Origin of the sequence: Advenella sp. (assembly GCF_052108595.1) — a bacterium.
Lineage (GTDB): Bacteria > Pseudomonadota > Gammaproteobacteria > Burkholderiales > Burkholderiaceae_B > Advenella.
This window is the reverse complement of the sequence record NZ_JBQEAU010000038.1, coordinates 1-24,501: the sequence shown is the minus strand read 5'-3', so window position 1 is coordinate 24,501 and position 24,501 is coordinate 1. Positions and strand designations below refer to the sequence as shown.

The following is a 24,501-nucleotide window of genomic DNA, read 5'->3' as shown; positions in this document are numbered from 1 at the left end:
TACGGGTTGAGCCCATCTTTAACAGCCGGGTTCTACTAGTTTTATTAAATTTTTCAGGAGATCTCCATGAGTGATGTTACCCCAGTAAGCGGCGGCGGTGCAGAAGATTCTATTGCAAAAATGGAAGCTGCATTTGATCGTGCGATTGAACTCTCGTCTAAAGTAACCGAAATCACAACAGAGAAGAAAGCTGAGCTCGACGCTTCTAAACAGCGTCCTCAGAACTAATTTTCATTGTGGAAACCGGAGCTCCGGCTCTGGTTTCTTACTGGCTATCACCTACGGTAGGATATGGCCAACGACTCGGAATTTATTCACACTATGTCAGTCTTCACTGGCGAGCAGTGTGTGTCTCCCAGGCTGTTTGTGCTGAGTGGCATACACGAAGGCGCAACAGTATCTCTTGGCGCCACCCACAACCATCACATTGGATCCAGCCTCGATGGCGATATCGTGCTGCGCGATCAAGGCATTGCGGCAAGCCATGTAACGCTTGGGCTCGAATCGGGCGTTGTCAGGCTGGCGTCACACGCCGATCACGTCCAGGTTGACGGGCGAATGGCGTTGCCGGCTGGCCATGTATGCGAAAGCAGCTTGCCGGTCAGTTTTTCTATCGGCGCAGTACATATGAAAATCGCCTATGCGAAAGAAGATGAGAAAAATCGCTGCAAATGGCCATCGTTACGCAATAAGACACTGCTGCCTGCAGCAGCGGTACTGACCTGTGCATTGTTGTATCTGATGCTGTATATCCCGGAGGTAGCAAGCGGGCCCACTACCCAGACGAACTTGGCGGATGCCCGCAAGGTTGCGCAACAGGTTCCTTTGGACGTTGTGCGCCAACAGCTGGCCACGCAGCTGAATGCGTCAGGATTGGGGCACCTCAATGTGCAAACCAGCACGGGTCGGGTGCAGGTGTCTGGAGAACTGCCTCTTAATGCAACAGAACAATGGCGTGAAGTGCAGATGTGGTTCGATCGTACCCACGGTGTCCATTACCTGCTCCAATCTAACTTGACACAGGCGCACGCGCCGCAGGTCGTTATCAAAGCTATTTGGCTGGGGAATGCGCCTTACGTGATAGACGGGAAGGGCGCGCGGTGTTATCCAGGCGCCATTATGTCAGATGGCTGGGTGCTGGAGAAAATTGGCATGAACGAACTTGTGCTGGCCAAAAATGGCCGCCAACACATATTGCGGCTGTGACGGGTCAGAACAATAATGCGCATAAATAGAGCTGATATAGACCTTTGGCGCGCGCGGGAAATGCAGGGACTGCGCCGCTCGAACGAGTCTTCGTCTCCGCCATCTGTGCTGGATCATCGCTTAGATGCGGCAGCCAGGCGCTCACTTGCCGGGCGCCGTCGCCGTGTGGCAGACATTGACGGGCCAGGCGCCACTCCGCCACTGGATAATCTACTGGAGAAAACGGCAGGCAATGTGGTCATTCTGCGTTATCTGATAGAGCACGTTTTACCAACATTGACTATGTCCGCAGATGTTCGACAGAGCGCCCAGATGCTGTTCACAGAAGACATGGATCATCACTTGCGTGTATTGGATGCCGCAAATGAGGAAGACAGAGAATTGGAGCTTGATGGAAAACTGGGACAACCTTAGCGTGCAATGGCTTTGTCGGCGCGCTCAGCTCCTGTCGGACAACGGCTATGTTCATCGCGGACTGGTGTATCAACTGGTTGCGTACCACATGCAGTCGTCTGACGAGGGTGTGCTGCGGGGCTTGGCAAAGATGTTTATCCTCGCTGGTGATGGCGTACGTGCGCTCGAAGTCATCAAAAAACTGGAGCAACTGAATCCGAATGCCGAAGATTTGGCATTGTCGCTGTTGCGCTCAGGCGCTCATCGTGAAATGGGGAACGATGCAGAGTCAACGAGGATCCTGACGCGGCGCCTTGACAGGCAGGAGGACTTCGAGTGAGAGCACAGTTAAACCGTATTATCAGCGTCGCGTTCCGGCGCAGCGACATGATTGTCATCTCCTTCATATTGATGGCGGTGGTGATGATGATTATTCCATTGCCAACGTATCTGATTGATGTGATGGTCGGCTGCAACATCGCTTTCTCTGTATTGATTCTCATTGTCGCATTCTATAGCGTGCGGGCTGTTGATTTTTCCGTCCTTCCTCCAATCATTCTGTTGAGCACACTGTTCCGCTTGTCGCTATCGATCTCCACCACTCGTCTCATTCTGCGCGATGCAGATGCCGGCGCTATTATTGCAGCCTTTGGCCAATACGTTATTGCCGGCGACGTGGTTGTGGGCATCGTTATCTTTCTGATCATCACGATCGCACAGTTTATTGTTATTACCAAAGGCGCGGAACGTGTCGCAGAGGTCGGCGCCCGGTTCACGCTTGATGCCATGCCCGGCAAACAAATGAGCATCGATACCGATTTGCGCAACGGTGATATCGACCAAACGCAGGCAAAAATGCGCCGGCAAAATCTGGAGCGGGAAAGTCAATTGTTCGGCGCAATGGATGGCGCAATGAAATTCGTCAAAGGCGATGCGATTGCCTCTTTGGTGATCCTGTGTGTAAATCTTTTGGGGGGGCTTGTCATTGGGACCATGCGACATGGCATGTCTTTTTCCGAAGCGATTAACACTTATTCGCTGCTGACTGTCGGGGATGGAATGATCTCGCAGCTTCCCGCGATCATGACGGCCGTTGCCGCGGGTATCGTAGTGACTCGCGTCAGTTCAGATCGAGGTATTAATCTTGGCACCGAAATCCTGGAGCAGTTAGGCGCCAATACAAAAGTGCTCGTGCTCTGCACTGTCATATTGTTTATGCTTGCGCTGGTGCCGGGGTTTCCTGCGTACGTGTTTATGGGCCTGGCGCTGCTGTCGGGCGCCGCCGCATTCGGTTTGCTGCGCAAGCAGCGAGCTATCAAAGCGGCGGATGAAAGCCAGCAACAGGGTGATGTAAGCAACGCTACTGAGGCCGGCGTCAGTCAACAGGATGTGACTCACAAGACAGCGGCGGACTGGACAGGCTCGTCCTCGGGTCGCCTGCTCTTGTGCATGAACCCAGCGCTGGCACAGACGCTGGCTTTGACGTCATTGCAGCTGTCATTGGCAGATGCGAGTGCCCGGGCGGAACAGGCGCTGGGTATTCCTCTACCGTCTATCGGGTTCCGACTGGATCCGCAGCTGGAGCAGCGAGTGTTCAGCATTTGCATCGATGGCGTACCTGTATCCGGGGGTTTTTTGCATCCCGATTGTGTGTTTATGTTCGGCGATCTGAGTGTATTTGAAATGCTTAATCTGCCAGCACAGGAGCGATTGAGATTCGATGACAAGGATGCAGTATGGGTGGCAGACCAGCATGCACAAGATCTGGAGAAGCTCGGGGCCGACTGCTTGTCTGCTGATTTGGTGTTGAGCGAGTATCTTCTGAGCACGCAAATTCGGTGCGCTCCTGAGTTTCTTGGGGTACAGGAAACCCGCCAGCTGCTAAGTGAGATGGAACAAAGCTCACCGGAGTTGGTGCGTCAGGCGCTGCAGGTTGTACCGTTGCAGCGACTGGCCGAAATCTTGCGTCGTTTGCTGGAGGAGTCCGTATGTGTCAGGAATCTTCGCTCGATATTAGAGACGCTCGTACAAATTGGCGACGCGGCGTCTTTGCCTGTGCTGGTAGAGAATATACGCGCAGCGCTGGCCCGGCATATCTGTCATCAGTATGCGGATGCCCACAGAACCATCGGCGCGTATGTGCTGTCAGTGGAGCTGGAGCAGGAAATTCGCAGCGAACTGTCTGCCTCCAGTGTGAACAAGTCCAACGCGCTATCTGCCGGTTTAAGCGGCAAGTTGATCAGCGGGTTGCAATCAGTACCACGAGGGTTTGGCGCATCACGACAACCGGTGTTGATGATCGCAGCCGATTTGCGCCGTTTTCTGCGGCAGCATCTGGTCAGGCATGGATTCACCATCCCGGTGATGGCCTATTCGGAACTCGTGTCCGGCTATGTTTCCCATCCATTGGCTATATTAAGTGCAGATGGTACGCCTGAAATACCCATACAAACGGACGCCATGATCGAGCACGATCAGAAACAAGCGGCCTGAATGCCAGGAAAAATCATTAGTCACTTAGGCGAGAGCAATTCATCATGCACTGTATAACAACGACACCTGCCTGCGCGTATGCAGGGAACCTGCCCAGTTGGACCATTTTGCTATTGAGGCTGAGACGGGTTTGCGTCGGGCTGTTGTTCCTGGTTCTATTGGCCGCCCCAGCGTGGGCGGCAGAGGGGCAGTCTGCGATATCGGTCGCCAAGAGCGATGGTCGTATCCTTCATTTTAAGCAGGCCGTAACCACGCTTGTCATTGCTGACGAAACCGTAGCGGATGTACAGATGATTAGCAGCCGATCCGCTTATGTGTTCGGAAAAGCTATCGGTGCGACACGTATCACGGCACTTGACGCAAACGAGAGAGTGATCATGGACAGGCAAGTAAATGTAGGCACCGGAGCTGGCACAGGTGACGTTCAGGAGCGGGTGGCCGGCAAGCGCGTCGTGGCCAGAGGAAATGTGGACAATTTTGGCGCTGCCGTGGAGCAAAGCGCATTGCTCTCCGGTCATGAAGGCAGCGGCGTGCAGTCCGTCAATATGATGACGCAGGCTGACCTGCCACAAATCAATTTGCGCGTACGTTTTGCCGAGGTGTCCCGGCAGGAGCTACTCAGCTACGGTGTCAATTGGAGCGCGCTGTTCAATTCCGGCTCGTTCGCCTTCGGATTGATGACAGGCGGCTCGTTGGCGCCGACACGTGGCGCAACCAATCTGGTGTCAGGATCCTTTAGCTCGGGCAGTGCCAATATCGATATGCTTTTGGATGCACTGCAAAGCAATGGGGTACTACAGATTCTGGCTGAGCCAAATATCACAACGGTGACGGGACGTTCGGCAAGCTTTCTGGCCGGTGGAGAAATTCCGGTTCCTGTACCGGTCAATAGTGAAATGGTCGGTATCGAGTATAAATCCTATGGCGTTTCGCTGGTGTTCATGCCCACCCTGTTGCCGAACAACAGGATATCGCTGCAGGTACGTCCGGAAGTCAGTACGCTGTCTAATACCGGCATGCTCGAGATCGCCGGGACCAGCGTACCGTCGTTCAGCGTGCGCAGGGCCGATACACAGGTGGAGATGGCCAGCGGCCAGACATTTGCCATTGCGGGATTGTTTCAACGAAACAGCTCGACTGATATCGACAAGCTACCGTTGCTGGGTGATATTCCTATTTTGGGAAATCTGTTCCGCTCCAAGCGATTTCAGCGCAACGAAACTGAGCTGGTCATCCTGATCACGCCGTATCTGGTCCAGCCCGTCTCTGGAAAAGCAAGTGCGACACCCCTGGATTCATCGCGGGAGAACCCGGCGCGGCTGGTTATCGATAGTCCGGTCGGAATGAAAAATGCCTCGGATTTTGGTTTCTATGTGTATTAGTCAAGAGGGTGGGATACAAATAATGACACGCAGTTTTATGATTGGTTTTCTGCTATGTTGCCTGTACGGGTGCACCAGCATGTCTGAATCGGGCTACTCAGACCGTTATCTTCCCGTCCAGGGGCAGATGGGTGCTGGCGTACACTATTTGCCTCAGGCCTGTGTGGCCCAGGATGTGACGATGGGAGACCTGGATCGGTTGCCGCCGGGGTGTGCCAACGCACTGAATCTGACTCAGATGATAATCCAGAGCGACGACATTGGTCGAGGCCGCGACATGGGACCAGCGCTGGTGGGGCCCGCTGCGATGGCGGTTGAGCGCTATCTTGGTGTTAGAAGCGATGAAGAAAAGGTTAGACGCGAACAGCTCAAGCGTGAATCGCAGACAGCCGATTAAGTACTATTTCTTTTTTCGGGTGAGAATGTCGGAATAATGCCGATGGCAGCTGCCCGCTCTGCTGGATCGGATATTTCGCGAATGCGTCTGGCCTGACCAAGCAAGGTGGCCTGTTCACTCTTTGGCATTGCTCGGAGCAATTTTTTGGCTTGCTCATCTTGGCTTGCAAGCACCAGAATCAAAGCCTGTCGTCGGACGTGATGGGATTCGGCAAGCGGTGAGGCTGTGACGGCAGTGATTTGTTGTATTGCATCTGGCATGTCATTGTTCAGTGCATAAGCCAGCGCCTGGTTCGACTTGATCTCCAGATTGTCCGGGGCCAGCGTTTGCGCTGATCCGAATGCTGCATGCGCGCCAGAAAAATCGCCATTGAGGGTGGCCGTGACACCAAGTAGATTGTAGGCCATGTACGTGTTTAGTCTAGGTGCGGCGTCGGCAACCAGCGCATAGGCTCGCTCCACGTCGCCTTCAAGCAGAGAGGCATAACCAAGACCCAGCACCGCGTCCGGGTCGCCCGGGCGCATGCGGTAGGCCTGCCTGAAGGTTTCAGCTGCCGCGCGGGGGTTGCCATTGCGCAGATGGGCCTTTCCAAGTGCCAGCACAATATCCGGATTGTCCGGCATGGATGTGGCGGCGCGTTCATAGAGCGTGACAGCGGAGGCTGTATCGCCGTGTCGGGAAAGCTCTTGTGTCAGACTCGTCAGACGTGTCTCTTGTGTAGATAACGTAGACGTGGAGGCACATCCGGCGAGTATTGACAGCGCCAGAGCGATGGGCAGACATTGCCGGATTAGGTACATGACGGAAGTGTTTCAGCAGAATCAACAGGCCATTAGATCATTCTTGTATTACATGTTTATGGCAAACGAATTGCTGATGAGCGGGTAATAAACCGGCATCGCTCGATCGGCGGTTGTGGTCATCGTCCGGCCGATAAATATGTCGCTTGTGATCCAATATGCTGGAACACAAGCGACAGCATGCCTTTAGTTCTGAGGCCGTTGCTTGGAAGAGTCCAAACTGGCTTTGCTCTCGGTTGTGATTTCCGTGACTTTAGACGACAACTGGATTGCGCGATCGAAAGTATCCTGCATGGCGGCGATCGAATCTATTGCCGTGCCGTTCAGGCCGCCGTTGGCAGCCCATTCGAAGTTCCATACGCCGGAAAGTCCGTCGACGCCCGGCACATCGTTAGTTTCGATTGCAGTGAAAACATCAGGATGGCGCTGCATATATGCCGCAGCAGCAGAAACATCCGCCGGTACGGTACCGGTTGTGTCGTTAGCCAATTTGGCGAGCTCATCGGAATTGATTGCCGACTTGCCCTTGTCTTTCAGGTAGTCAACCAGAATCTGGCTTGATTTCGAAATATTAAGCTTCTGTTCAAAGGCCAGCGCTGAAGGGTCCTGAACAACGGATGAATTGCCTACTGGCTGTAAAGGGGTCGTCACGATTTTTTCTCCTTGAAATTAAATACTTGAGACCATTGTTTCAATAGTCCAATGGTTCATTGACTCAGTACAGACGATTACCGTCCGGATAGCCGTCTGGCATGGGAACATCCTGGTTGAGACTGTCCCAATAGAAATTCACCTTCTCGACATAATTCTGTGTGCCGAATCCGGTGGTGGAAATCATGTGGTCGGAAGGATCGACTGATAACGGTCCGGAGTTATACGCGCGTAGCGCGAGATTCCAGCTTCCGAATTGATCATAGTTATCTTTCAAATAAAGGGCGCCAGCCATAATATTGTTTTTGGCATCCGACACGTCCGCGCCCAGTAATTCGGGGTATTGCTCTTTCAAGGCGGCATAGGTAGCCGGGTTGACCTGCATCAGCCCGGAGTCGGACAAGCCGTTCTCGCCGTTGACGGTGCCTGCTGACGCAATGCCTTTGGATTCATCCCAGATCACGGCCGCGAGCAGGTTTGCCGGAACGCCGGTTGCTTTGGAAGCCGCTAGTATGTCATCGTGGTAAGGCAATAGGGCGTCATTGAGGCCGAGACTGAGTTCTGTGGCTCCTGGCGTTGTGTTGACGGGCAGGTCTTGGTCGCTGCCTGGGGCGCCCGAACTTTCTGAGACGGGAGATTTGTTGACGGGAAATTTCTCCCAGTCATCGTCATCGTTTGCCTGCGAATCGGCAGTGCTATTGTGACTGGCGTGGTTGTCTGCGGGTGGCTGAATGCCAAGTGCGTTCATCGTGATGCGAGCCAGTTCCAGTTCGGCTTCAAAATGTGCACGTGTCGCCGGATCGGTTGATGCTTCAAGGCGTTCAGTGCGATCCGCGTAGAAACCTTCCCAACTGGCAATTTGCGGATTCACCGTCATTTTCATGCTCCTTAATATCAATACGGAAAAAGCAATGAGTAAAAATCTGTTATATGCCGTAGACTCAGCTACAAGGGGCGGCCAAGGTAAGCGCAGCGAGCTTGTTGCAGACGCGAACAGGCACGCAGCCGCTGATTCAATGAGCATGGTCTTATTGTAGGCAGCATATTGTTACGTAAGAAAGTCTTCGTAAAAAACGGTTGTTTGCCTTTTCTTGTCATGACCCTATCATATTAATCCGCTCAAATGGACATGCGTTTAAATGACAATTACCACACGGATGTCGGAGCATATCAACATGTCAAAGGTCACCTTTTCGAAAAGTAGTTCCATAGAAAATCCAGCGTCATCACCAGGCGATGTTGTGGATAAGTGGAACAAGACCGTGCTCAATCTGAGTGTTGACAATAACAAGGATAAACTCAGCGAGTCCGAAAAGGAAAAACGTTCAGACGAATACGCCCAGAAGATACTTGACAATTATGATGACATTAATACCGAGGGGAAATACATTACCCTGGACGAAATCAAGAATTATAAAGATTCGCACACCGATCTGGACCCGAAGCTGGCCGATGCACTGGAGTTCTGGTCACAGGACAAAGCATTCGACCGGCTTGATACGTCCAAGCATGGTGGAAACACGGATGGCGACGTAAGCAAGAACGATCTGAAATCGTGGATAAAGGATGATTCAGCGAAGGATCTGCCCTCTGAACTGTTCTCTGGTTCTGAGACAAAACGCGATGACGATAAAGTTCGTAAGGATGCCGAAAATGTAGGGATCAGATGGGAACGGCCCAAGGATGATAAACGTTCGGCGAAAGACATTATTGACGATAGCCCATTGCTCAAAAATCTGGGTAACCAGAGCAATGTGAAGGACAAGTTGAAAGAGCGCGTTGGCGATTATGAAAAGGACGCTGACGCTGCCTACCGTGCAGCGCAGGTCGTCCAACATGTCGTTTCATTTGACGAAAACGGTAAGCGACTAGCCGGCAGCGACGTAACAAATGACCGAATTGATGGATTTACCAGCAACGGCGACGCAAAGCACGGCACGGAGGCGGGTCGGCTGCAGGACTTTGGGAAGTACGGCTTTACCCACCTCAAGGGCAAGCTACATAATGACGTGAAGCCGCAGGACGATGATAAGAAAGTACGTGAGCAGGCTGAACAACTGGGTATTAAATGGGAGCGACCAGAAAATGATGATCGTTCTGCCCAGGAAATAATCGATGGCAGTCCTTTGCTCAAAAACCTCGGGAATCAGAGCGATGTCAAGAGTATGCTGAAAGAGCGAGTCGGCGATTATGAGAAAGATGCCAACGCTGCATATCGCGCAGTGCAGGTGCTCAATCATATCGAGAAGTTCGATAAGGACGGAAAGCGACTGGTAGGTGGAGACGTCGGCAATCAACAGATCAATGGTTTCACGAGTAGCGACGAGGCAAAGCCTGACACCGAAGCCGGTCGTCTTCAGGATTTTGGCAAGTACGGCTTCACTTCTCTGAAAGGAAAGCTCACCGATTATGCTGATGTGGCAAGCAACGCTGAACAACGCAAGAAGGCCGAAGCGCTTGGGATAAAATGGGAGCGACCTGAAGATGACACGCGATCGGCCAGGGATATTATTGATGGCGATCCGTTGCTCAGAGAGCTGGGCAATCACAGTGGCGTGAGCGACATGTTGAAGGAACAGGTCGGAGACTATCATAACGACGCAGATGCAGCGTATCGCGCGGCACAAGTACTTCGTCATGTTGAACAGTACGATAGCAGCGGCAAGGAAATTACCGGCGGTGATGCGGGCGATGGCAAGATCAACGGTTTTACAAGTTCTCGCGAGGCCCAGCCCAATACGGAGGCGGGCCGTCTTCAGGATTTCGGCAAGTACGGCTTCTCCTCTCTGAAGGGTAATCTTGATGATGTATCTTCTATTTCAGGCAAGGCCGAGGACATTCAAAGCTACAAGGACTATCTGAAGGCTAATCCAGATGCTGACGAGGGTTCGAAGCAGATTGCTAAATACGCGGCCATCCTCGCAGATAATTTTGACTTGATCCGTGAAAAGGCTGGCTCGGGGGGGTATCTTGATGCAGATGCCATCAAGAGATACAAGGATTCGGCCAGTAATCTGAGTGACGAAGCCAAAGAGGCCCTCGACTTCTGGTCTCAGCCCGGTGCGTTTCATATTATCGACAACGCCAAGAATACCTTGAGTCAGAGAACAGATGGCGACATCGGAAAGGAAGATATAACGCATTGGCTCACCAATTCCGCGCCGAAGGATGCCACCTCGCTTATGTCTTTCCTCTCGGACTCTGCTGGACGGGGCGCTTTCTCTAACATTAACGTGAACGAGATTGGCAAGGATATTTTCGAGAATCCGGACAAATATTCGAACGAAGAAAAAGCAGCCGTCCTTCTGGACCTTCAGCAAGCCCAGCAACTGATGATCAACGGCGCATCGGCGGGCATGTGGAAGGACGACTACTCCAAAGTTTCCATTGCCAATAGATCAGGCACTCACCCCGATAAAGACAAAGTATTTGAGGACCTGAACGCGCATATCAAGATCCTTCAAGACGACCCAGAAGTCTCTAAAATCCTGAACGAGAAAACCGCCGAATCGCTGAAAAACCTGTTGGGAGAGAATAAGGGACTGAAGGACGCGCTTCAGGACACCTACGACAAGCAAATCAAGAGTGGAGATGCACTCAATACGTCGTGGGATACCAATATGGCGGATGGCAAGACTGACCAGCAGGCCGTTCTTGCCTCTTTTGTCGGAACCGCGCAATTCTACCAGAGCGCCTTGGGTATAGAAAAACCCGCGGACATCCAGGAGGCGGTCAAGAACTCCGGCCATGAGGCCGAATTCAATGATTTCTATGAGAAATCGCTTGTTACGGGTGACCGACTGACTGAGCTGCTCAAAGACAATTCCTATGATAAGGCAGCAAGCGTCTTCAATTTGGAGGTCGCGCTTTATAACTCAGCGCTTGATCCCAAGTTCACTGAAAAATTCGATGATAAATTGAATGAGAACTTCTCTAAAATAACGCAGGAAAATGTTTTTAAAGATGCATCCTTTGATGATGTCATGGACGTGTTCGGCGTTGATGGTGGAGAGGAACTTGATGAGGAAAAGGTAAAGAAATATATAGAGGAAATCAGCAAGGAGAACCCTGAGCTCTTCTTGAACGAAAATGGGACCGTGGCCACTCCCGATCAGATTCTGACGGGTTTCAGGGGCACGTGGGATTTTTATCGCCAGGGTACGAAGACGCTCGACAAGACCGGCAAACTGGAGGATCTTGACCCGAACGGCGGTGCCAAGGGCGCCTATGACCGGGGCGTGCTGCATGGCGTCAGCGGCCTTGTCATGGCCGGTATCACCATCGCCAGGGGCGTCGGCGCCAATGGCAATATGACAGAGAAGGCGATGGTCAACATTACCGGCGGAGCTATCCAAACGGCAACCGTTCTGACCGAAGGCGGCATGAAAGGCTACCAGCAGTATTTGAACAAGGCGATCAAAAACGGTGAAGATGCAGTCAAAAGCGGAAATATCCTGTTCCAGGAACTGGAAGACAAGATCAAGGCCAACGTTAATGATATGAAAGGTTTCAAGAGCCTTGCCAAGAACTTTGAAGAAGGCGCTAAAGGACTTGGCGGCGTAGCCGGAGTAGTTCTGGGCGCTTATGGCATTTTCGATGGTGTCAAGTCAATCAGAAGCGGCGATACAGTGGCTGGCGGTCTGAGTATTACATCGGGGTCTATTGGCGCCATGGCCGGACTGGCTTCCATGGTTGAGGGCGCATGGGGGCTGGGCAGTGCCCTTTTGCCAAACCTGATTAGCAAGATCCCGAATATCATTCCTGTCATGGCCGGTGCGCTGGGCTGGGCAGCGGCGGGCATTGGGGTGATTGTGTCTCTTCTTCCGGGGCTCATCGAGGAAGGCAAGCACCAGAAGCGGTCAGACGATTTCGGGCATACGCTAGGCAGTTATCTGAAAAAGTATGAAATCGATGGCGTCCCGGACGGTACCTTCAAGGACATTCCCGACGAAGAGTGGCCTGGCTATGATGATGGGCCGACGATCGGGTCCTGATCAAGTCTAGTTTCTCGCAGGTTGTGAGACTACGACAGTAGATGTTGATTTCCACATTAAGTGAGAATATTCCACAATTAGTGAGAATATATTTTATTGAACGAGGACGGATTTCTGTCCTCGTTTTTTCTTGTCAAATCTCGAAATAGTTAAAACATTCGGATTCTGCATAAAAAAGTAAATATAGGCAAGAACACAAGCTAGTCTATATTTTTTATCAAAACTGGAGTTTTAATCGTGGCAATGAGAATCGAAGTTGACGAGCTTTCGCGTGTAGAGATTCGAATCTTGCTCAATGAAACTTTGCAAAGCATGTACGCACTCTCGCAGCGAGTAAACGCATTCGTACCAAACTACTAAACGACGGTCACATTGACACCGTGATTGTCCGTATAGGGGCACCGCGTGACCTTGGTTTTGCCATGAAAGAAGATTTTATCCGCCACGGCTGCCATATTTTTTTGCGAACTCCTTGTAGTCGTCACTTTGCAACGCTTTACCAAATAGCATCCTTAATTGAGTGGTGACGTCTTCGGGTAGATCTTTTGGGCCAACGAGATATGATATTTGCTCATGTCCTCCATTTGAGAAGCGAAGAATTGATCGAACGTCTCATCTCCTGGTTTGCCTTGCCCCGGCCATTGACGATGCAGACTTGCCTGTGTGTAGGCAGTGCTGTTGCTGAAATGTGTGAAGCGGTTCATGGTCGCTGCGATATTCTGCTTGCGGGTCTCGCCATAGTATTGAAAAAAGCCTGAGCGTCAACGTGAAGTCTGATCTGCAGCATAAAGGGGTAACCTTTGCTCAGGAAATACGTTGCCTAGGCTTCGCGTCCGTCCGGGGTCGTTATATAGCCAGCATCGGTTTGATCTCCACCGTGGACAAGGACCAGCGGTGTATCGTGAAGCTGCTTGGCAGGTAGCTGATACTGCACATACATTTGGTTAACTCGAATGTCGCTACTTCCCTTCTGTATGTATTCACCGCCAACGAAGAATATACCTTGCTTGGCTATCGAAATCGCCGTGCTCGGCTCATCTGCAGCAACCATGATTACAGAAGCATTAAAATTAGGGCACAGATGACTTGGGTAGGCGTTTTTTCATCGTTCTCTCCCAAAAAAGCTTGAACGATCGCATCGTTCAAGTTTTAAGACGCTATATAAGCGTATTCTCTCTCATAAGACACCTGCATAAAAATACAGGATTTATCTAAACTTTCTTTTGCCGTCTATCGCTAAACCTAAGGCGACCGCACCGAATAAATCACCTTCATATGTTTTTGACGCAGGAAACAGCGCGGATATGCGATTTTTCACAGAGGGAATGCTGGACGTTCCTCCTGTAAAAAGTACAGCATCTATCCTTTGCGGCGACAAATTGGCGGACGCAAGCAACGACTTGATTGTTTCGGACAGCTTTCGATTGAGCTCTTGTGCCGCATCATCGAAATCGACCCGAGAAATGGGAATATCTAGACCGACAGAGGCATTCTCCAAGGGCACAATTACTGAGCTGTTGCTGGTTAAATTGATCTTTGCAGCTTCAACCTCCAGCGCTACTAAATGCCCTTCTCTTTTTCTTACCAAATTCATTAGTTTGTTGAGTTTATTTTTTTCCAATGAACCGCTATAAACTTGCGCCAGATGGGCCATAGATTTCCGCGAATAAGCCAGCGGTATTCTGTGCCACGTCGATAGATTGATAAATTGTGTGCTAGGTATTGTTTTTTGTCCTATCAACATTGATCCTAGACCCAGTTCCGGCATTATCTTCTTCATACTCAAAACCTTGTCGTAGTCGGTCCCTCCAATATGAATACCAGCGTTTGCGAGGATGTCGCCTTTGCGGTCAAGTTTCTGCATGTTATTCGGACCCAGGCGAATCAATGAAAAATCAGACGTCCCGGCGCCAAGGTCAGCCACCAATACCAATGATTCTGTAGCGATTCTTGTCTCAAGTTCAAAAGCAGCCGCTAGCGGTTCGTACTGAAATTCAATATTTTCAAAACCAGCAGCCTGCGCCACCTTGCTCAGTACGCTTTCCGCTTTCTTATCCGCTAAATCATCGTTGTCAACAAAATGTACAGGCCGGCCGAATACTGCATTTTTGAACTCTTGCTTAGTCGACTCCTCTGCCCTAAGTTTTATTTCCGTTAAATATTGCGTCAAGATATCTCTAAAACTGAGTGCACTACCTAATAATTCGGTACTCGATTCCATCAAGGACGTACCCAAAATGCTTTTCAGAGATTTCATCAAACGACCTTCATAGCCATTCAAATAATCAGATATGGCAGCACGACCGAAACTGGAACCCGTTTTTTCGGTGTGAAAGAAAATTGCCGAGGGTAACGTGGTGTTACCACCTTCCAGTCTTGCTAACGTTGCCTTGTTTTCGGCAATCCACGCGAAGGCTGAGTTGGAGGTGCCAAAATCTATGCCACAATAACTTGAATTCATCTCAATACAATAATCTTAACGGGGTTGACAATACGGGAGAAAAACTGAATGGTTTTTGCAGAACGACTAATGATTTGATTAAGCATTGGAATCGGGCCTATTTGCTTGATGATTTTTCCTTGTTGTAATCAATAATAATCAAATTGCAAAGAAAATATTCACTAAATTTAAACGGATCCCTTCTGTGATGAAATGCTGACTCAACATTATTGCATAGAGCTCCGTAGATTGTAAAATGCATAATTTTGTGATATTAATAATAAAAATTTATTAATGCAATTAAAGTAACACTAATAAAATGAGGCAACTGGGCACCTGTTATGAACGGCGCAAAACATGAATGACCTTTGGTGTTGTTTATGGGGATGAATACTTCAATACTGTGAATGCTATGAACTTTGATTTGAAAGACCTGCGAGCATTTGTTGCTGTAGCGAAGCTCGGCAGCTTTGGTCTGGCAGCTGAAGAATTGCACATATCTCAACCGGCTCTGTCCAGGCGAATTGAGAAACTTGAAACGGCTCTGGGAGTGCGTCTTCTGCATAGAACAACACGCAAGGTGGTGTTGACGGCCGTGGGCAGGGAGTTCTTTCAGAAGGCGACGGATGTGCTCAATAGCCTGGAAGGCTCTCTGCTGGGCATAAGGGATGTGGCCGGACATGTTAGTGGCGAAGTAATCATTGCGTGTATACCTTCGGCAATCAGATATTTTCTTCCCAATATACTCAACCGCTACCATACTAATTTTCCCCGAATCGTGATAAAAGTCATCGACCAGGGTGCTAATGATGTCTTGGCTACGGTTATTCGAAGCGAAGCTGATTTCGGATTGAATTATATAGGGACTCAGGATCCGCAACTTGAATTTGAGCCTGTTCTGAATGAGAAATTCGTCCTTGCATGTAAAAAAGGCCACCCTCTTAGCAGCAAGCGTAAGGTCAAATGGTCAGATTTGACCGAATTTGACTATATATCGGTAACAAGAGCTAGCGGAAATCGCCTCCTGATGGATATGGCTCTTAGTCAAACTACAAACAGACCCAGATGGTTTTGTGAAGCGCAGCACGTTTCGACATTGGTAAACCTCGTTGAGGCGGGAGTCGGGATTGCTGCAGTTCCCAGCTTGGCAATGCCGGTGGGTGATCATCCGACATTGGTCAGCATACCATTGGTGGAGCCATCGATTTCCCGCACCGTGGGCTTAATTCGACGCGTAGACAGAACGCTACCTCCAGCTGCAAAACAGTTGTACGATTATGTTAAAGACTTTCGTTCCAGCGCCAAAGAATAAATATAGCTGCACGGACAATTCACCCGATCGTTAATACCTGCAGATGACGATCTGTATTTCACCATGAAGGTCTGCGCACCAATAAGCTGAACCAATATGACTGGAAAAGTGTTAGAAAAGCAGCGCCTAGTCTTTATGACTTTTCATGCCGCTACGGGTATGTGGCAAGTATCGCCAGAAAATTGCGGCTGATAGAATTCCGAACATTCCGGTGGCAGTGATGCCAGCCCCAAGCGAAACTAGAGCGGTCATGCCGGACAAGAGAAAAGGCCCGGCGCTGGTTCCAACGTCTGTAATCAGACGCCATATGCCCAAAAACTCGGTCCGGCCGATTTCGGGAGAAGAATCGGCACCTAATGTCATGTTAATGCCCGAACCAAATCCATTTCCGAGCCCCAGTAGCATTGCCACACCTATGAATGTTGCCGTTGAGGTGGCAAAGGGCATAGCGAGAAGCGATAGCCCCATAATTAATGTGCAAGGGAGCGCAACCCAGATGCGTCCCCACTGATCCATAATTTTTCCAGCCGGATAAAATACCAACATGTCCACTGCCGAGGATATTCCGAAAATGATAGAAGTGGACGCGGCGCTCAATCCAATATAGTCAGCCCATAGAGGGATGACAATTTGACGTGATGCCCGCATGGCGCTTATCAGAAGCACACCCGTTCCAAGTGTCATAAATACACCGGCATATTTTCGGGCTACGTAGGTCATGCGTGGCTTATCTGCAGGGACGGCACGGGCTTGTTGTTTTGCTTTGAGTTCGGGCATCGTGTAGGCGAGTAGACCTGCTGCCACTATTGCTGCAATACCAACCACATAGGCTCCCGGAAGCCCTATAAAATGCATAAGTGCAGCACCTGCAAACGGTCCTGCGAACATACCGATACGGTTTACGCCGCCAAGCGTAGACAGGGCCCGTGCGCGCATATATATGGGCACGGCGTCGATCAGGTACGTTTGTCGGGCCAGCATAAACACAGACGTGGAAATGCCTATCATCAGCGCCGCGATCGCAATGAAGACAGTATTATTAGCAAAAATGCACAGTAGCATCGCAAATATGGTATTGACAGAGGCGCCGAGAAGCGCCCAGCGTTCTCCGATTTTCGACGTTATCAATGCTGCCGGAATGTTGGCGCCAAGTGATCCGAAGCCTATCAAGGCAATGATCAGGCCCGCTACTGCAGGTGACGCTCCTGTTTCCCGAGCCGAGAGGGCAATGACTGGTAGAACGGCGCCATTCGAAAACCCAAACAGCATTGATGGTCCGAATGCTGAAATGGCGATGCTTTTTAAACTAAAACTGCTGTCATTCATCCGCGTTAATTCCTGATCCTGTTACATGAGTCGTGGCAATTCTTAGCTGACGTTCACGTGCTTTTCCGGCAGCTTATGGACTGCGTACAAATTTAGAGCTGGCCAATAATGATTTCCTGTCTGATCTTTGCCGTAAGAAGAGCCGGTGACTTTGGCATTATTCCTCTGACATGATTAGGTAGACTGATTAGAATGTAAATTGCAAAATCTGGATGTTTTGATGCAAACGACACATAAATGAAAATAATTGACTCATGATCAAGGTGAGGCAGTCGTTAATAATGATCGTTTTCGTGCGCGTCAGTCAATTATCTCCCTCGCCGATTTGCAGCGGGAGAATCGCTCTATGCGCCGCCCGATAAGTTCTTTCTATTAGTTTGGCGTGTTCATCGTCGCAGTAGTGGGGAAATCAACAATATTCATTGACACTTACAAAAACGGGTGTGGCGTATTTGACCATACGGGCCCGTTAATCTCTGTGTCCCTAGCCTGCTGTCATTCGTCTTGCGCAGAGTTCAATCGATGAGTGGACAACAATCGAACTCCGATAAAGTCACGCGGTTGACCGGCCTTGCCTCTCGTCAGCTGTATTTATGTGTGTAATGCATGAGTTTGAAGTAAAAATGCATTTTACAGAGAATACTATTTCTGCCATTATCTGAAATGAGCCCGATCAAAAAATCAATATGCGGCGGGTGGTTAGTTAACTAGCGCTTCATTTCGGATCCGTCCGAAATATTTCTAATATGAGAGGAGTTTTAAATGAGCAGGATAATACACTTGGCACTCAAGGTTAACGAGATTGAAAAGACTGGCCAGTTTTATCAGGAAGTGTTTGGGTTTCAAGATGTGGTAACAAAGAAAACCCGCGATCATACGTCGCGCCATATGACGGATGGTGCTATTGACTTTACCTTGTTGCAATATGATGCGGGAACCACATCCGCAGAATCTAAAGCCTCTGGAGACGGCCCGTGCATTCATCATTTCGCAGTCGAAGTTGAAGATATTGATGTCGCAACTCAGGAAATCCTGAGTCACGGATGTGAGATCGTTAGCGATCCTGGGATCATTCCGGTGAAATTCAAAGCGCCGGGTGGTACCGTTGCCGAGCTTGTCCCCTTAGGTCGTTATAAGTTGAGCGCGGATGGTGAAAAGATTGACAGAATTGTTCACCTTGCGTTGAAGGTTAGCGATGTGGAAAAAACCGGCGATTTTTATAAGAAAGTTTTTGGATTTAAGGATACCGAAACAAAACGCACACGGGATCATATCTCGCGCCATATGACTGACGGCTTTATTGACTTCACTCTTCTGAAGTATGACTCCGATACACAAAGTGCCGAGTCAAAAGCAGCAGGGGACGGGCCGTGTATACACCATTTTGCGGTCGAAGTTGCCGATCTCGATAAGGCGCGCGATCAGATCGATAGATACGGAGCTAAAGTCGTTAGCGACCCGGGAATCATACCCGTAAAGTTTATCGCGCCAGGTGGGACGGTAGCTGAGCTTGTGCCTTTAAATCGCTATCGTTTCGATTAATTGTCAATATTGAATATCTGCTGTTTGGCTTAAGAAAAGCCAGCTTCTGCGGACTGCACTGCTCCTGGCTGTTGAGCAGTGCGGTGGGAGAAGCACATACTACAAGAGACGGAGGTGACATATGAATAATCTATTGCGTCGAGGAGATTTCTGGTCAGGATTGACTTTGGCTTCATTGGGAGCGTACATCGTTTATCAGGCGACACAATGGGAGTATATGACCGATGAAGGGCCGGGACCTGGTTTTTTTCCAATTTGGTACGGTGGCCTGATGCTTATTCTATCGCTTATTTTGATGATAGGCACGGTCTTGAAAATGAAGAGATCAACGCCCTCCAACGCCAACTGGCAAGATTTAAAACGTGTTGGAATTTGCTGGACGGCTCTAGTTGGGGCAATACTTGCCACTGAGTATATCGGATTCTATATGGCATTTGCGATATTGATTTGGCTTCTTGCAACGGTCCTGTTCGAGAAAAATAAAATGACGGCCACAATCGCGTCCATTGCTGGGGCAGTGGTTTTCTTTCTTCTGTTCTCCGTTGGGCTAGATCTGGATTTGCCAAAGGGTGAGCTTTTTGTTAACTACTTTAATTGAGCTGAAAGATGGAAATTCTATATGGCTTATTACATGGCTTCGAAGTCGCTCTGGATCCTTCGAGTTTATTTATGTGTTTTGTTGGTGTCTTGCTTGGGACGGTGATTGGAGTCTTACCTGGACTTGGTCCGCCTGCAACAATTGCCATGCTGCTGCCGTTGACGTTTAATCTAGAGCCGACTGGTGCCATGATTATGCTGGCAGGTATCTATTACGGTGCGAAGTATGGTGGTTCGACTACGTCAATTCTTCTTAATGTTCCTGGCGAATCTGCATCTGTGGTCACCTGTCTTGACGGTTACCAGATGGCCCGCAAGGGAAGGGCGGGGGCAGCTCTTGGGATGGCCGCCATTTCATCTTTTGTTGCAGGTACTTTTGGCGTTGTTGCGCTTATGTTGCTGGCGCCACCCTTGGCCAAACTGACCTTGACTTTCAGTGCCCCGGAATATTTTGCGTTGATGGCGCTTGGGCTGGCGATGGTGGTCCTTCTCGCAGGCGATTCTTTGTTGAAAGCCGGCCTCTCAATGTTGGCGGGGCTATGGTTAGCAACAATAGGGACGGACTTATTTTCAGCTACATCCAGATTTACCTTTGGCAGCATTGAATTACTTGGTGGCGTAGATTTCGTTGTGGTGGCTGTCGGGATCTTTGCGCTTGGAGAAGTGCTTGGCAACCTAGAAGCCAACGAGACGCCTGAATTTCTGAAGCCTCCAAAGAAAATACGGGAGCTGATTCCTACCCGAGAGGATTTTCGTCGGTCACGTTTTGCCTTAGTCAACGGATCAGTCGTGGGTTTTTTCGTGGGTATTCTTCCCGGGGCCGGCTCGACTATAGCATCTTTTCTAAGTTATGGATTGGAGAAAGCCGTCTCAAAACGTCCGGAGGAGTTTGGCACTGGCGTTATTGAAGGAGTGGCAGCACCAGAAGGTGCAAATAATGCCGAAACTGGTGGCGCATTAGTACCTTTGCTTACTCTTGGCATTCCTGGAAGCGGCACTACAGCTATGTTGCTTGCTGCACTGGTGTTATGGGGGTTCAAGCCAGGACCACTTTTTATCTCAGAGAGTCCAACGCTGTTCTGGGGGCTGGTAGCAAGTATGTACATTGGCAATGTAATGCTACTTTTATTGAATCTACCCCTGGCTGGTCTTCTGGCGCAATTGTTACGTATGCCGTTATATATCATGTATCCGCTCATTATCGGCGTATCCATGGTCGGTGCCTATAGCAACGCAAATAGCATGTTTGATGTCGGTTTGCTTGCCCTCTTTGGGTTGCTGGGATATATCATGCGCAAACTGTCATTTCCTGCTGCGCCGCTAATTTTGGGGCTTGTGCTTGGAGATATGATGGAGAAAGCCTTACGCCAGGCGTTGATGATGTCCAGCGATGGCATGGGAGTATTCTTGCACCCGGTTCCACTGGGACTGTTTGCAGTGACAGGTCTGTTATTGATCGTTCCCATATTTAAGAAATTCAATTCTGCACGCATGCAGGTAATAGAACAGGAGACTTGAAATGATTGTTAAAAAAAATACTAGATGGGATTTTCGTGCCCTTTTCGCGGTGGGTATTTTGCTAGTCACGACGCTACCATTTTCTAATTCGTATGCCTGGGAGCCAACCAGACCGGTCGATCTGGTTGTTCATACCGGGCCGGGAGGGGGTAGTGACTTATTAAGCCGTACGATTGCAACTATCATGCAGAAAGATGACCTCATTCCAACACGTATTCAAGTAGTAAATCGTACCGGCGGCAATGGAGCTGTCGCAGCGGCGTATACGCTGTCTAAGAAGAACGATCCGTACACATTGGTTATGGTCAATACCGTATGGATTGCAAACTCCCTGACTTCGAAGGAAGCTTCGATAACGTTGCATGATTTAAAGCCGATAGCCGAACTCGTACGTGATCCTGCTGTGATTGCCGTGCGTGCGGACTCACCCTATAAAACATTAAAGGATTTCATAGAAGCTGCAAAAGCAGCGCCGGGAACGCTCAAACAATCGGGCGGGTCGGTTACTTCGCGGGATAACCTAGTCCGGCAGTTGCTCCAGCACGAAAGTGGTGCACAGTGGAAATACGTTTCGTTTCAAGGTGGTGGGGAGCGTTTGGCAGCATTATTAGGCGGGCATGTTGATATGATGGTTATTGAACCGCAAGAGGCGGGAGAACAGGTGCGCGCTGGCACCATTCGTTTGTTGGCGAGAGTGACTGATATGCCCCTATCTGGCGCTGGCTACGAGAACGTCCCCACTTTAGCTGAGGCTGGATATCAAGCATCGCCTGCGCCACAGATCCGTGCGATCATGGCCCCTCCGCAGATGCCTGACGAAGCGGTGCGCTATTGGGTTGATAAATTCAAGCAACTTAAAGCTACCGATAGTTGGAAAGAGAGTCTGCATGATAGTCAATTAGAGGATAGTTTTACTGACGACGCAGGTCTAGCTCGGTCTATTGTTTCCGTGGAAAAAAGTCTGCGTGAGCAATATAAAATTGCAGGTGTACCGGTAGTTCGATAGCGCCTCCTATTATTCATCCATCCTGAGAATTGGAGGCCATTATTAATGGCCTCTATTTAACCTCGTTATTTTTCGTGCTCAGCAATGAGGCATGTGGCCCTCTTTTTGCCCTGTGCTTCTGACAGAGGAATTCATGTTCATGAGAAAAATTAAATGACAACGCTGAATATTATCTCAGCAGGCGCTGCGAAGGCGATCGTAACTGCTGTAGCAGAACAAACAATAACCGATAAACTAACGTTTGTGAATACGAAGTTCGGCGCAGTTGGAGCGCTATTAAAGGACGTTGAAGCGGGTAACGCATTCGATGTCATTATTTTGACAAATATAATGATAGACCAATTGGTAAGGAATGGATATTTAGATCCCGACTCTAAGGTAGATATCGGATCCGTTAGTACAGGCGTAGCCGTCCACCACGAGAGTGACTACAAAAATAACTATGAGACTTTGGACGTACGAAGCATTTTGCTTGACGCGGACAGACTGGTATGTCCGGATCCGTCTGTTGCCTCAGCGGGCCGTGTGTTGTTACAGGCCTTGAGTAAACTTGAGTTGTTCGAGGAAGTAAAAAACAAACTTGAGTTTTTCGAAAACGGAGCCAAAACAATAGAAGAGTTGACAATACGAACTGATCAAAAAACGATTGGAATTGTCCAGGTTTCAGAAATTGTCGCTAATCGAAATTTGGTATTGCTTCACTCTCTACCTGAAAGGCTCCAAGAAAAAATTATCTATTCAGTTGCAATTTCCAACAAAGCTACTGATAACCAGTATTCCAGAATATTCGTAAATAAATTGACCCAAGATAAAGATTTCCTGAAAAAAGCAGGATTTGACCCGTTTAAGGAAAATCTAGTCTGAGCCTTGGCTGCCACGAATAAGAGTTTGTTAGATTTTTATGGATAAGAATGAACAGTATCGAGGCAAGCGCAGTAAATCGATCCTAGTTTTGTTCTAAGCGGCCGGCCGAATTTTTTCCGAAAAACATGGGGTATCCTTGCGCAAAAGCAGACTAGATTCTGCGTCGACAAATAAGACATTTCTTGGATGCAGAAATATTTCCGGTGTTCAAAGTATATAGTTCGGGTAATCGCCACATAGGCTAAGAACTTATAACTTATCAGGCTTTTTCATAATCCAAAGGCATAAAACACCGCGATTCGAGCATTACGCTTCTGGCGATGTCTACGAGCGCGGCAATGCCTTCTGAACGGGTTGCCTTGGGATACGCGGCACAGATATGAAGCGGGGCGAATAGCGTTTTCTGTCTATAGTTTACGACCGAACCCTTTTGAATCACCTCTCTGAGTATGCAGGTTGGTAAAACCCCAATTCCTACCCCGCCAGACACCAGGCGCGCGAGCATGGCGAGGCTGTTGCAGGTGTTGGAAGTGAGTTCCCCGACGCCTTCTTTTTCCCACCAGCCAAGCATCATTTCGTGTAATGGCGATGTCTTTGGCATGCAAAGGAGGGTAGGCATTCGTGCAGTATGTCACAGCCTGACGGGTGCTTTTCAGAAAAAAGAGGATATTGATATCGCATTTTTTTCGCGCGATGTTTACGAAGGCAGTTCACTTCGAAAGCCTGGCGCATTGTCTGACGAATTTTTTTCGATTGTTGATAACGCTCCACATCTTCGATGGCTCCATGTCTGTTCATCTGGGCTGGACTTACCTCAATACGTTTTCTCACTAAAGCGCGATATACGTGTTACTAGCGCCAAAGGTGCTACAGCGGTCCCCATAGCGCAGACTGTCGTAGCAGCAATATTAGCGCTTTCCAGAGGGTTTGGCCATTGGCTGTCGGCGCAGAACCAACGACAATGGGCCCCTCGGACGGGGGTTGACCGTCCTCGCGATATCAGCGACCAACGAGTTCTCGTCATGGGCGTAGGGGCCATCGGTTCACAAATTGCATACATGCTTAAAAGCATCGGGTTCCATGTCACCGGCGTTAGACGCAGACCAGAGCCGCTTGAACCATTTGACAACGTCATCATTTTTGAGAAACTCGATGAAATGTTGCCATCTTGTGACTGGCTCGTATTGGCGATCCCTCTGACTGCCTCAACAGTGCACATTATCAACAAAAAACGGCTTGGCTTGCTCCGGCCTGATGCCTTTTTGGCGAATGTCGCGCGCGGTGAGTTGGTCGACGAACTGGCGCTTGTGACTGCTCTGAAGACCGGCAAGCTGAGAGGCGCGTATCTTGATACCTTTTTGGAGGAACCTCTACCTGCAACTTCGCCATTATGGGAGCTGCCGAACGTCTGGATCACGCCCCATAATAGTGCGGCTTCGCATGGCCATGAAAAACGTGTAATTCAGTCCTTTCTTGAGCTGTATGGTGCATGGCTGTCAAACGTTTGTGTACTAGCTCAAACCTGATCTGACAGTTATCTACTTGTCATGCAGTGTCTGTCAGATTAGATTTGGTTCACA

General features: G+C 49.5%; 21 protein-coding genes. 15 read left to right on the top strand and 6 right to left on the bottom strand.

Features of this window, described 5'->3' with window-relative positions; genetic code table 11:
* Nucleotides 1-66: 66 nt before the first annotated feature.
* The 7 genes from ACTIKR_RS08930 (at nucleotide 67) to ACTIKR_RS08900 (ending at nucleotide 5,871) form a co-directional block, all read left to right on the top strand.
* Nucleotides 67-228: a hypothetical protein gene (locus ACTIKR_RS08930; RefSeq protein ID WP_321196344.1), complete on the top strand. Its 162-nt coding sequence runs from the start codon at nucleotides 67-69 to the stop codon at nucleotides 226-228.
* Nucleotides 229-321: 93 nt separating this feature from the next.
* On the top strand, nucleotides 322-1,206 hold the full coding sequence (locus ACTIKR_RS08925; RefSeq protein WP_442327660.1) for a SctD/MshK family protein: 885 nt from the start codon (nucleotides 322-324) through the stop codon (nucleotides 1,204-1,206).
* 15 nt (nucleotides 1,207-1,221) lie between these two features.
* Nucleotides 1,222-1,620 carry a hypothetical protein gene (locus ACTIKR_RS08920; RefSeq protein WP_442327659.1) on the top strand — a complete coding sequence of 133 codons (399 nt, stop codon included), beginning with the start codon at nucleotides 1,222-1,224 and terminating at the stop codon, nucleotides 1,618-1,620.
* The gene (locus tag ACTIKR_RS08915; RefSeq protein WP_442327658.1) at nucleotides 1,598-1,939 is read left to right on the top strand and encodes a hypothetical protein; all 342 of its coding nucleotides are present in this window, start codon (nucleotides 1,598-1,600) and stop codon (nucleotides 1,937-1,939) included. The genes ACTIKR_RS08920 and ACTIKR_RS08915 overlap by 23 nt, the downstream gene beginning before the upstream one ends.
* Nucleotides 1,936-4,092 carry a type III secretion system export apparatus subunit SctV gene (gene sctV, locus ACTIKR_RS08910; protein WP_442327657.1) on the top strand — a complete coding sequence of 719 codons (2,157 nt, stop codon included), beginning with the start codon at nucleotides 1,936-1,938 and terminating at the stop codon, nucleotides 4,090-4,092. Before ACTIKR_RS08915 ends, sctV begins: the two co-directional genes overlap by 4 nt.
* 44 nt (nucleotides 4,093-4,136) lie before the next feature.
* The gene (locus tag ACTIKR_RS08905; protein WP_442327656.1) at nucleotides 4,137-5,474 is read left to right on the top strand and encodes a type II and III secretion system protein family protein; all 1,338 of its coding nucleotides are present in this window, start codon (nucleotides 4,137-4,139) and stop codon (nucleotides 5,472-5,474) included.
* A 22-nt stretch (nucleotides 5,475-5,496) separates the two neighbouring features.
* Nucleotides 5,497-5,871, top strand: a complete 375-nt coding sequence (locus tag ACTIKR_RS08900; RefSeq protein WP_442327655.1) for a hypothetical protein — start codon at nucleotides 5,497-5,499, stop codon at nucleotides 5,869-5,871.
* Here ACTIKR_RS08900 and ACTIKR_RS08895 read toward each other — a convergent pair.
* The 3 genes from ACTIKR_RS08895 to ACTIKR_RS08885 all read right to left on the bottom strand — a co-directional run bounded on the left by ACTIKR_RS08895 (nucleotide 5,868) and on the right by ACTIKR_RS08885 (nucleotide 8,205).
* Complete coding sequence (locus tag ACTIKR_RS08895; RefSeq protein ID WP_442327654.1) at nucleotides 5,868-6,671, bottom strand: tetratricopeptide repeat protein; 804 nt, start codon at nucleotides 6,669-6,671, stop codon at nucleotides 5,868-5,870. The two genes, ACTIKR_RS08900 and ACTIKR_RS08895, sit on opposite strands and share 4 nt — an antisense overlap.
* Before the next feature lie 186 nt (nucleotides 6,672-6,857).
* Nucleotides 6,858-7,322, bottom strand: coding sequence for a hypothetical protein (locus tag ACTIKR_RS08890; protein WP_442327653.1), 465 nt, complete (start codon nucleotides 7,320-7,322; stop codon nucleotides 6,858-6,860).
* Nucleotides 7,323-7,386: 64 nt separating this feature from the next.
* Entirely contained in the window at nucleotides 7,387-8,205 is an 819-nt protein-coding gene (locus ACTIKR_RS08885; RefSeq protein ID WP_442327652.1) for a lytic transglycosylase domain-containing protein, read from the bottom strand.
* 256 nt (nucleotides 8,206-8,461) lie between these two features.
* Here ACTIKR_RS08885 and ACTIKR_RS08880 point away from each other — a divergent pair, with 256 nt between their 5' ends.
* On the top strand, nucleotides 8,462-12,316 hold the full coding sequence (locus tag ACTIKR_RS08880) for a type III effector HrpK domain-containing protein (RefSeq protein WP_442327651.1): 3,855 nt from the start codon (nucleotides 8,462-8,464) through the stop codon (nucleotides 12,314-12,316).
* A 1,207-nt stretch (nucleotides 12,317-13,523) separates the two neighbouring features.
* Here the strand turns inward: ACTIKR_RS08880 and ACTIKR_RS08875 are convergent.
* On the bottom strand, nucleotides 13,524-14,777 hold the full coding sequence (locus ACTIKR_RS08875; RefSeq protein WP_442327650.1) for an Hsp70 family protein: 1,254 nt from the start codon (nucleotides 14,775-14,777) through the stop codon (nucleotides 13,524-13,526).
* Between the two features lie 340 nt (nucleotides 14,778-15,117).
* Between ACTIKR_RS08875 and ACTIKR_RS08870 the strand changes: the two genes are divergently transcribed.
* Nucleotides 15,118-16,068: a LysR family transcriptional regulator gene (locus ACTIKR_RS08870; protein WP_442327649.1), complete on the top strand. Its 951-nt coding sequence runs from the start codon at nucleotides 15,118-15,120 to the stop codon at nucleotides 16,066-16,068.
* 126 nt (nucleotides 16,069-16,194) lie between these two features.
* Here ACTIKR_RS08870 and ACTIKR_RS08865 read toward each other — a convergent pair whose 3' ends face one another.
* Nucleotides 16,195-17,394 carry an MFS transporter gene (locus ACTIKR_RS08865; protein ID WP_442327648.1) on the bottom strand — a complete coding sequence of 400 codons (1,200 nt, stop codon included), beginning with the start codon at nucleotides 17,392-17,394 and terminating at the stop codon, nucleotides 16,195-16,197.
* 780 nt (nucleotides 17,395-18,174) lie between these two features.
* Between ACTIKR_RS08865 and ACTIKR_RS08860 the strand changes: the two genes are divergently transcribed.
* From ACTIKR_RS08860 to ACTIKR_RS08840, 5 genes are all read left to right on the top strand, one after another.
* Nucleotides 18,175-18,936, top strand: coding sequence for a VOC family protein (locus tag ACTIKR_RS08860; RefSeq protein WP_442327647.1), 762 nt, complete (start codon nucleotides 18,175-18,177; stop codon nucleotides 18,934-18,936).
* A 121-nt stretch (nucleotides 18,937-19,057) separates the two neighbouring features.
* Complete coding sequence (locus tag ACTIKR_RS08855) at nucleotides 19,058-19,534, top strand: tripartite tricarboxylate transporter TctB family protein (protein ID WP_442327646.1); 477 nt, start codon at nucleotides 19,058-19,060, stop codon at nucleotides 19,532-19,534.
* A gap of 8 nt (nucleotides 19,535-19,542) precedes the next feature.
* On the top strand, nucleotides 19,543-21,051 hold the full coding sequence (locus tag ACTIKR_RS08850; RefSeq protein WP_442327645.1) for a tripartite tricarboxylate transporter permease: 1,509 nt from the start codon (nucleotides 19,543-19,545) through the stop codon (nucleotides 21,049-21,051).
* A 1-nt stretch (nucleotide 21,052) separates the two neighbouring features.
* Nucleotides 21,053-22,057: a Bug family tripartite tricarboxylate transporter substrate binding protein gene (locus ACTIKR_RS08845; RefSeq protein ID WP_442327644.1), complete on the top strand. Its 1,005-nt coding sequence runs from the start codon at nucleotides 21,053-21,055 to the stop codon at nucleotides 22,055-22,057.
* A gap of 153 nt (nucleotides 22,058-22,210) precedes the next feature.
* Nucleotides 22,211-22,921 (top strand): molybdate ABC transporter substrate-binding protein, encoded by a 711-nt coding sequence (locus tag ACTIKR_RS08840; RefSeq protein WP_442327643.1) that lies wholly within the window; start codon nucleotides 22,211-22,213, stop codon nucleotides 22,919-22,921.
* 259 nt (nucleotides 22,922-23,180) lie between these two features.
* Here ACTIKR_RS08840 and ACTIKR_RS08835 read toward each other — a convergent pair whose 3' ends face one another.
* Nucleotides 23,181-23,492: a LysR substrate-binding domain-containing protein gene (locus ACTIKR_RS08835; RefSeq protein ID WP_442327671.1), complete on the bottom strand. Its 312-nt coding sequence runs from the start codon at nucleotides 23,490-23,492 to the stop codon at nucleotides 23,181-23,183.
* On the opposite strand from ACTIKR_RS08835, the gene ACTIKR_RS08830 reads away from it, so the two are divergent.
* Nucleotides 23,425-24,447, top strand: coding sequence for a D-2-hydroxyacid dehydrogenase (locus ACTIKR_RS08830; RefSeq protein WP_442327642.1), 1,023 nt, complete (start codon nucleotides 23,425-23,427; stop codon nucleotides 24,445-24,447). The two genes, ACTIKR_RS08835 and ACTIKR_RS08830, sit on opposite strands and share 68 nt — an antisense overlap.
* Nucleotides 24,448-24,501: the final 54 nt, after the last annotated feature.

What these genes read in the sequence shown, in the direction of transcription:
- ACTIKR_RS08930 (WP_321196344.1), top strand. Translation starts at nt 67, where the DNA reads ATGAGTGATGTTACCCCAGTAAGCGGCGGCGGTGCAGAAGATTCTATT.
- ACTIKR_RS08925 (WP_442327660.1), top strand. Translation starts at nt 322, where the DNA reads ATGTCAGTCTTCACTGGCGAGCAGTGTGTGTCTCCCAGGCTGTTTGTG.
- ACTIKR_RS08920 (WP_442327659.1), top strand. Translation starts at nt 1,222, where the DNA reads ATGCGCATAAATAGAGCTGATATAGACCTTTGGCGCGCGCGGGAAATG.
- ACTIKR_RS08915 (WP_442327658.1), top strand. Translation starts at nt 1,598, where the DNA reads ATGGAAAACTGGGACAACCTTAGCGTGCAATGGCTTTGTCGGCGCGCT.
- ACTIKR_RS08905 (WP_442327656.1), top strand. Translation starts at nt 4,137, where the DNA reads ATGCACTGTATAACAACGACACCTGCCTGCGCGTATGCAGGGAACCTG.
- ACTIKR_RS08900 (WP_442327655.1), top strand. Translation starts at nt 5,497, where the DNA reads ATGACACGCAGTTTTATGATTGGTTTTCTGCTATGTTGCCTGTACGGG.
- ACTIKR_RS08895 (WP_442327654.1), bottom strand. Translation starts at nt 6,671, where the DNA reads ATGTACCTAATCCGGCAATGTCTGCCCATCGCTCTGGCGCTGTCAATA.
- ACTIKR_RS08885 (WP_442327652.1), bottom strand. Translation starts at nt 8,205, where the DNA reads ATGAAAATGACGGTGAATCCGCAAATTGCCAGTTGGGAAGGTTTCTAC.
- ACTIKR_RS08880 (WP_442327651.1), top strand. Translation starts at nt 8,462, where the DNA reads ATGACAATTACCACACGGATGTCGGAGCATATCAACATGTCAAAGGTC.
- ACTIKR_RS08875 (WP_442327650.1), bottom strand. Translation starts at nt 14,777, where the DNA reads ATGAATTCAAGTTATTGTGGCATAGATTTTGGCACCTCCAACTCAGCC.
- ACTIKR_RS08870 (WP_442327649.1), top strand. Translation starts at nt 15,118, where the DNA reads ATGACCTTTGGTGTTGTTTATGGGGATGAATACTTCAATACTGTGAAT.
- ACTIKR_RS08865 (WP_442327648.1), bottom strand. Translation starts at nt 17,394, where the DNA reads ATGAATGACAGCAGTTTTAGTTTAAAAAGCATCGCCATTTCAGCATTC.
- ACTIKR_RS08855 (WP_442327646.1), top strand. Translation starts at nt 19,058, where the DNA reads ATGAATAATCTATTGCGTCGAGGAGATTTCTGGTCAGGATTGACTTTG.
- ACTIKR_RS08850 (WP_442327645.1), top strand. Translation starts at nt 19,543, where the DNA reads ATGGAAATTCTATATGGCTTATTACATGGCTTCGAAGTCGCTCTGGAT.
- ACTIKR_RS08845 (WP_442327644.1), top strand. Translation starts at nt 21,053, where the DNA reads ATGATTGTTAAAAAAAATACTAGATGGGATTTTCGTGCCCTTTTCGCG.
- ACTIKR_RS08840 (WP_442327643.1), top strand. Translation starts at nt 22,211, where the DNA reads ATGACAACGCTGAATATTATCTCAGCAGGCGCTGCGAAGGCGATCGTA.
- ACTIKR_RS08830 (WP_442327642.1), top strand. Translation starts at nt 23,425, where the DNA reads ATGGCGAGGCTGTTGCAGGTGTTGGAAGTGAGTTCCCCGACGCCTTCT.
- ACTIKR_RS08835 (WP_442327671.1), bottom strand. Translation starts at nt 23,492, where the DNA reads ATGCTTGGCTGGTGGGAAAAAGAAGGCGTCGGGGAACTCACTTCCAAC.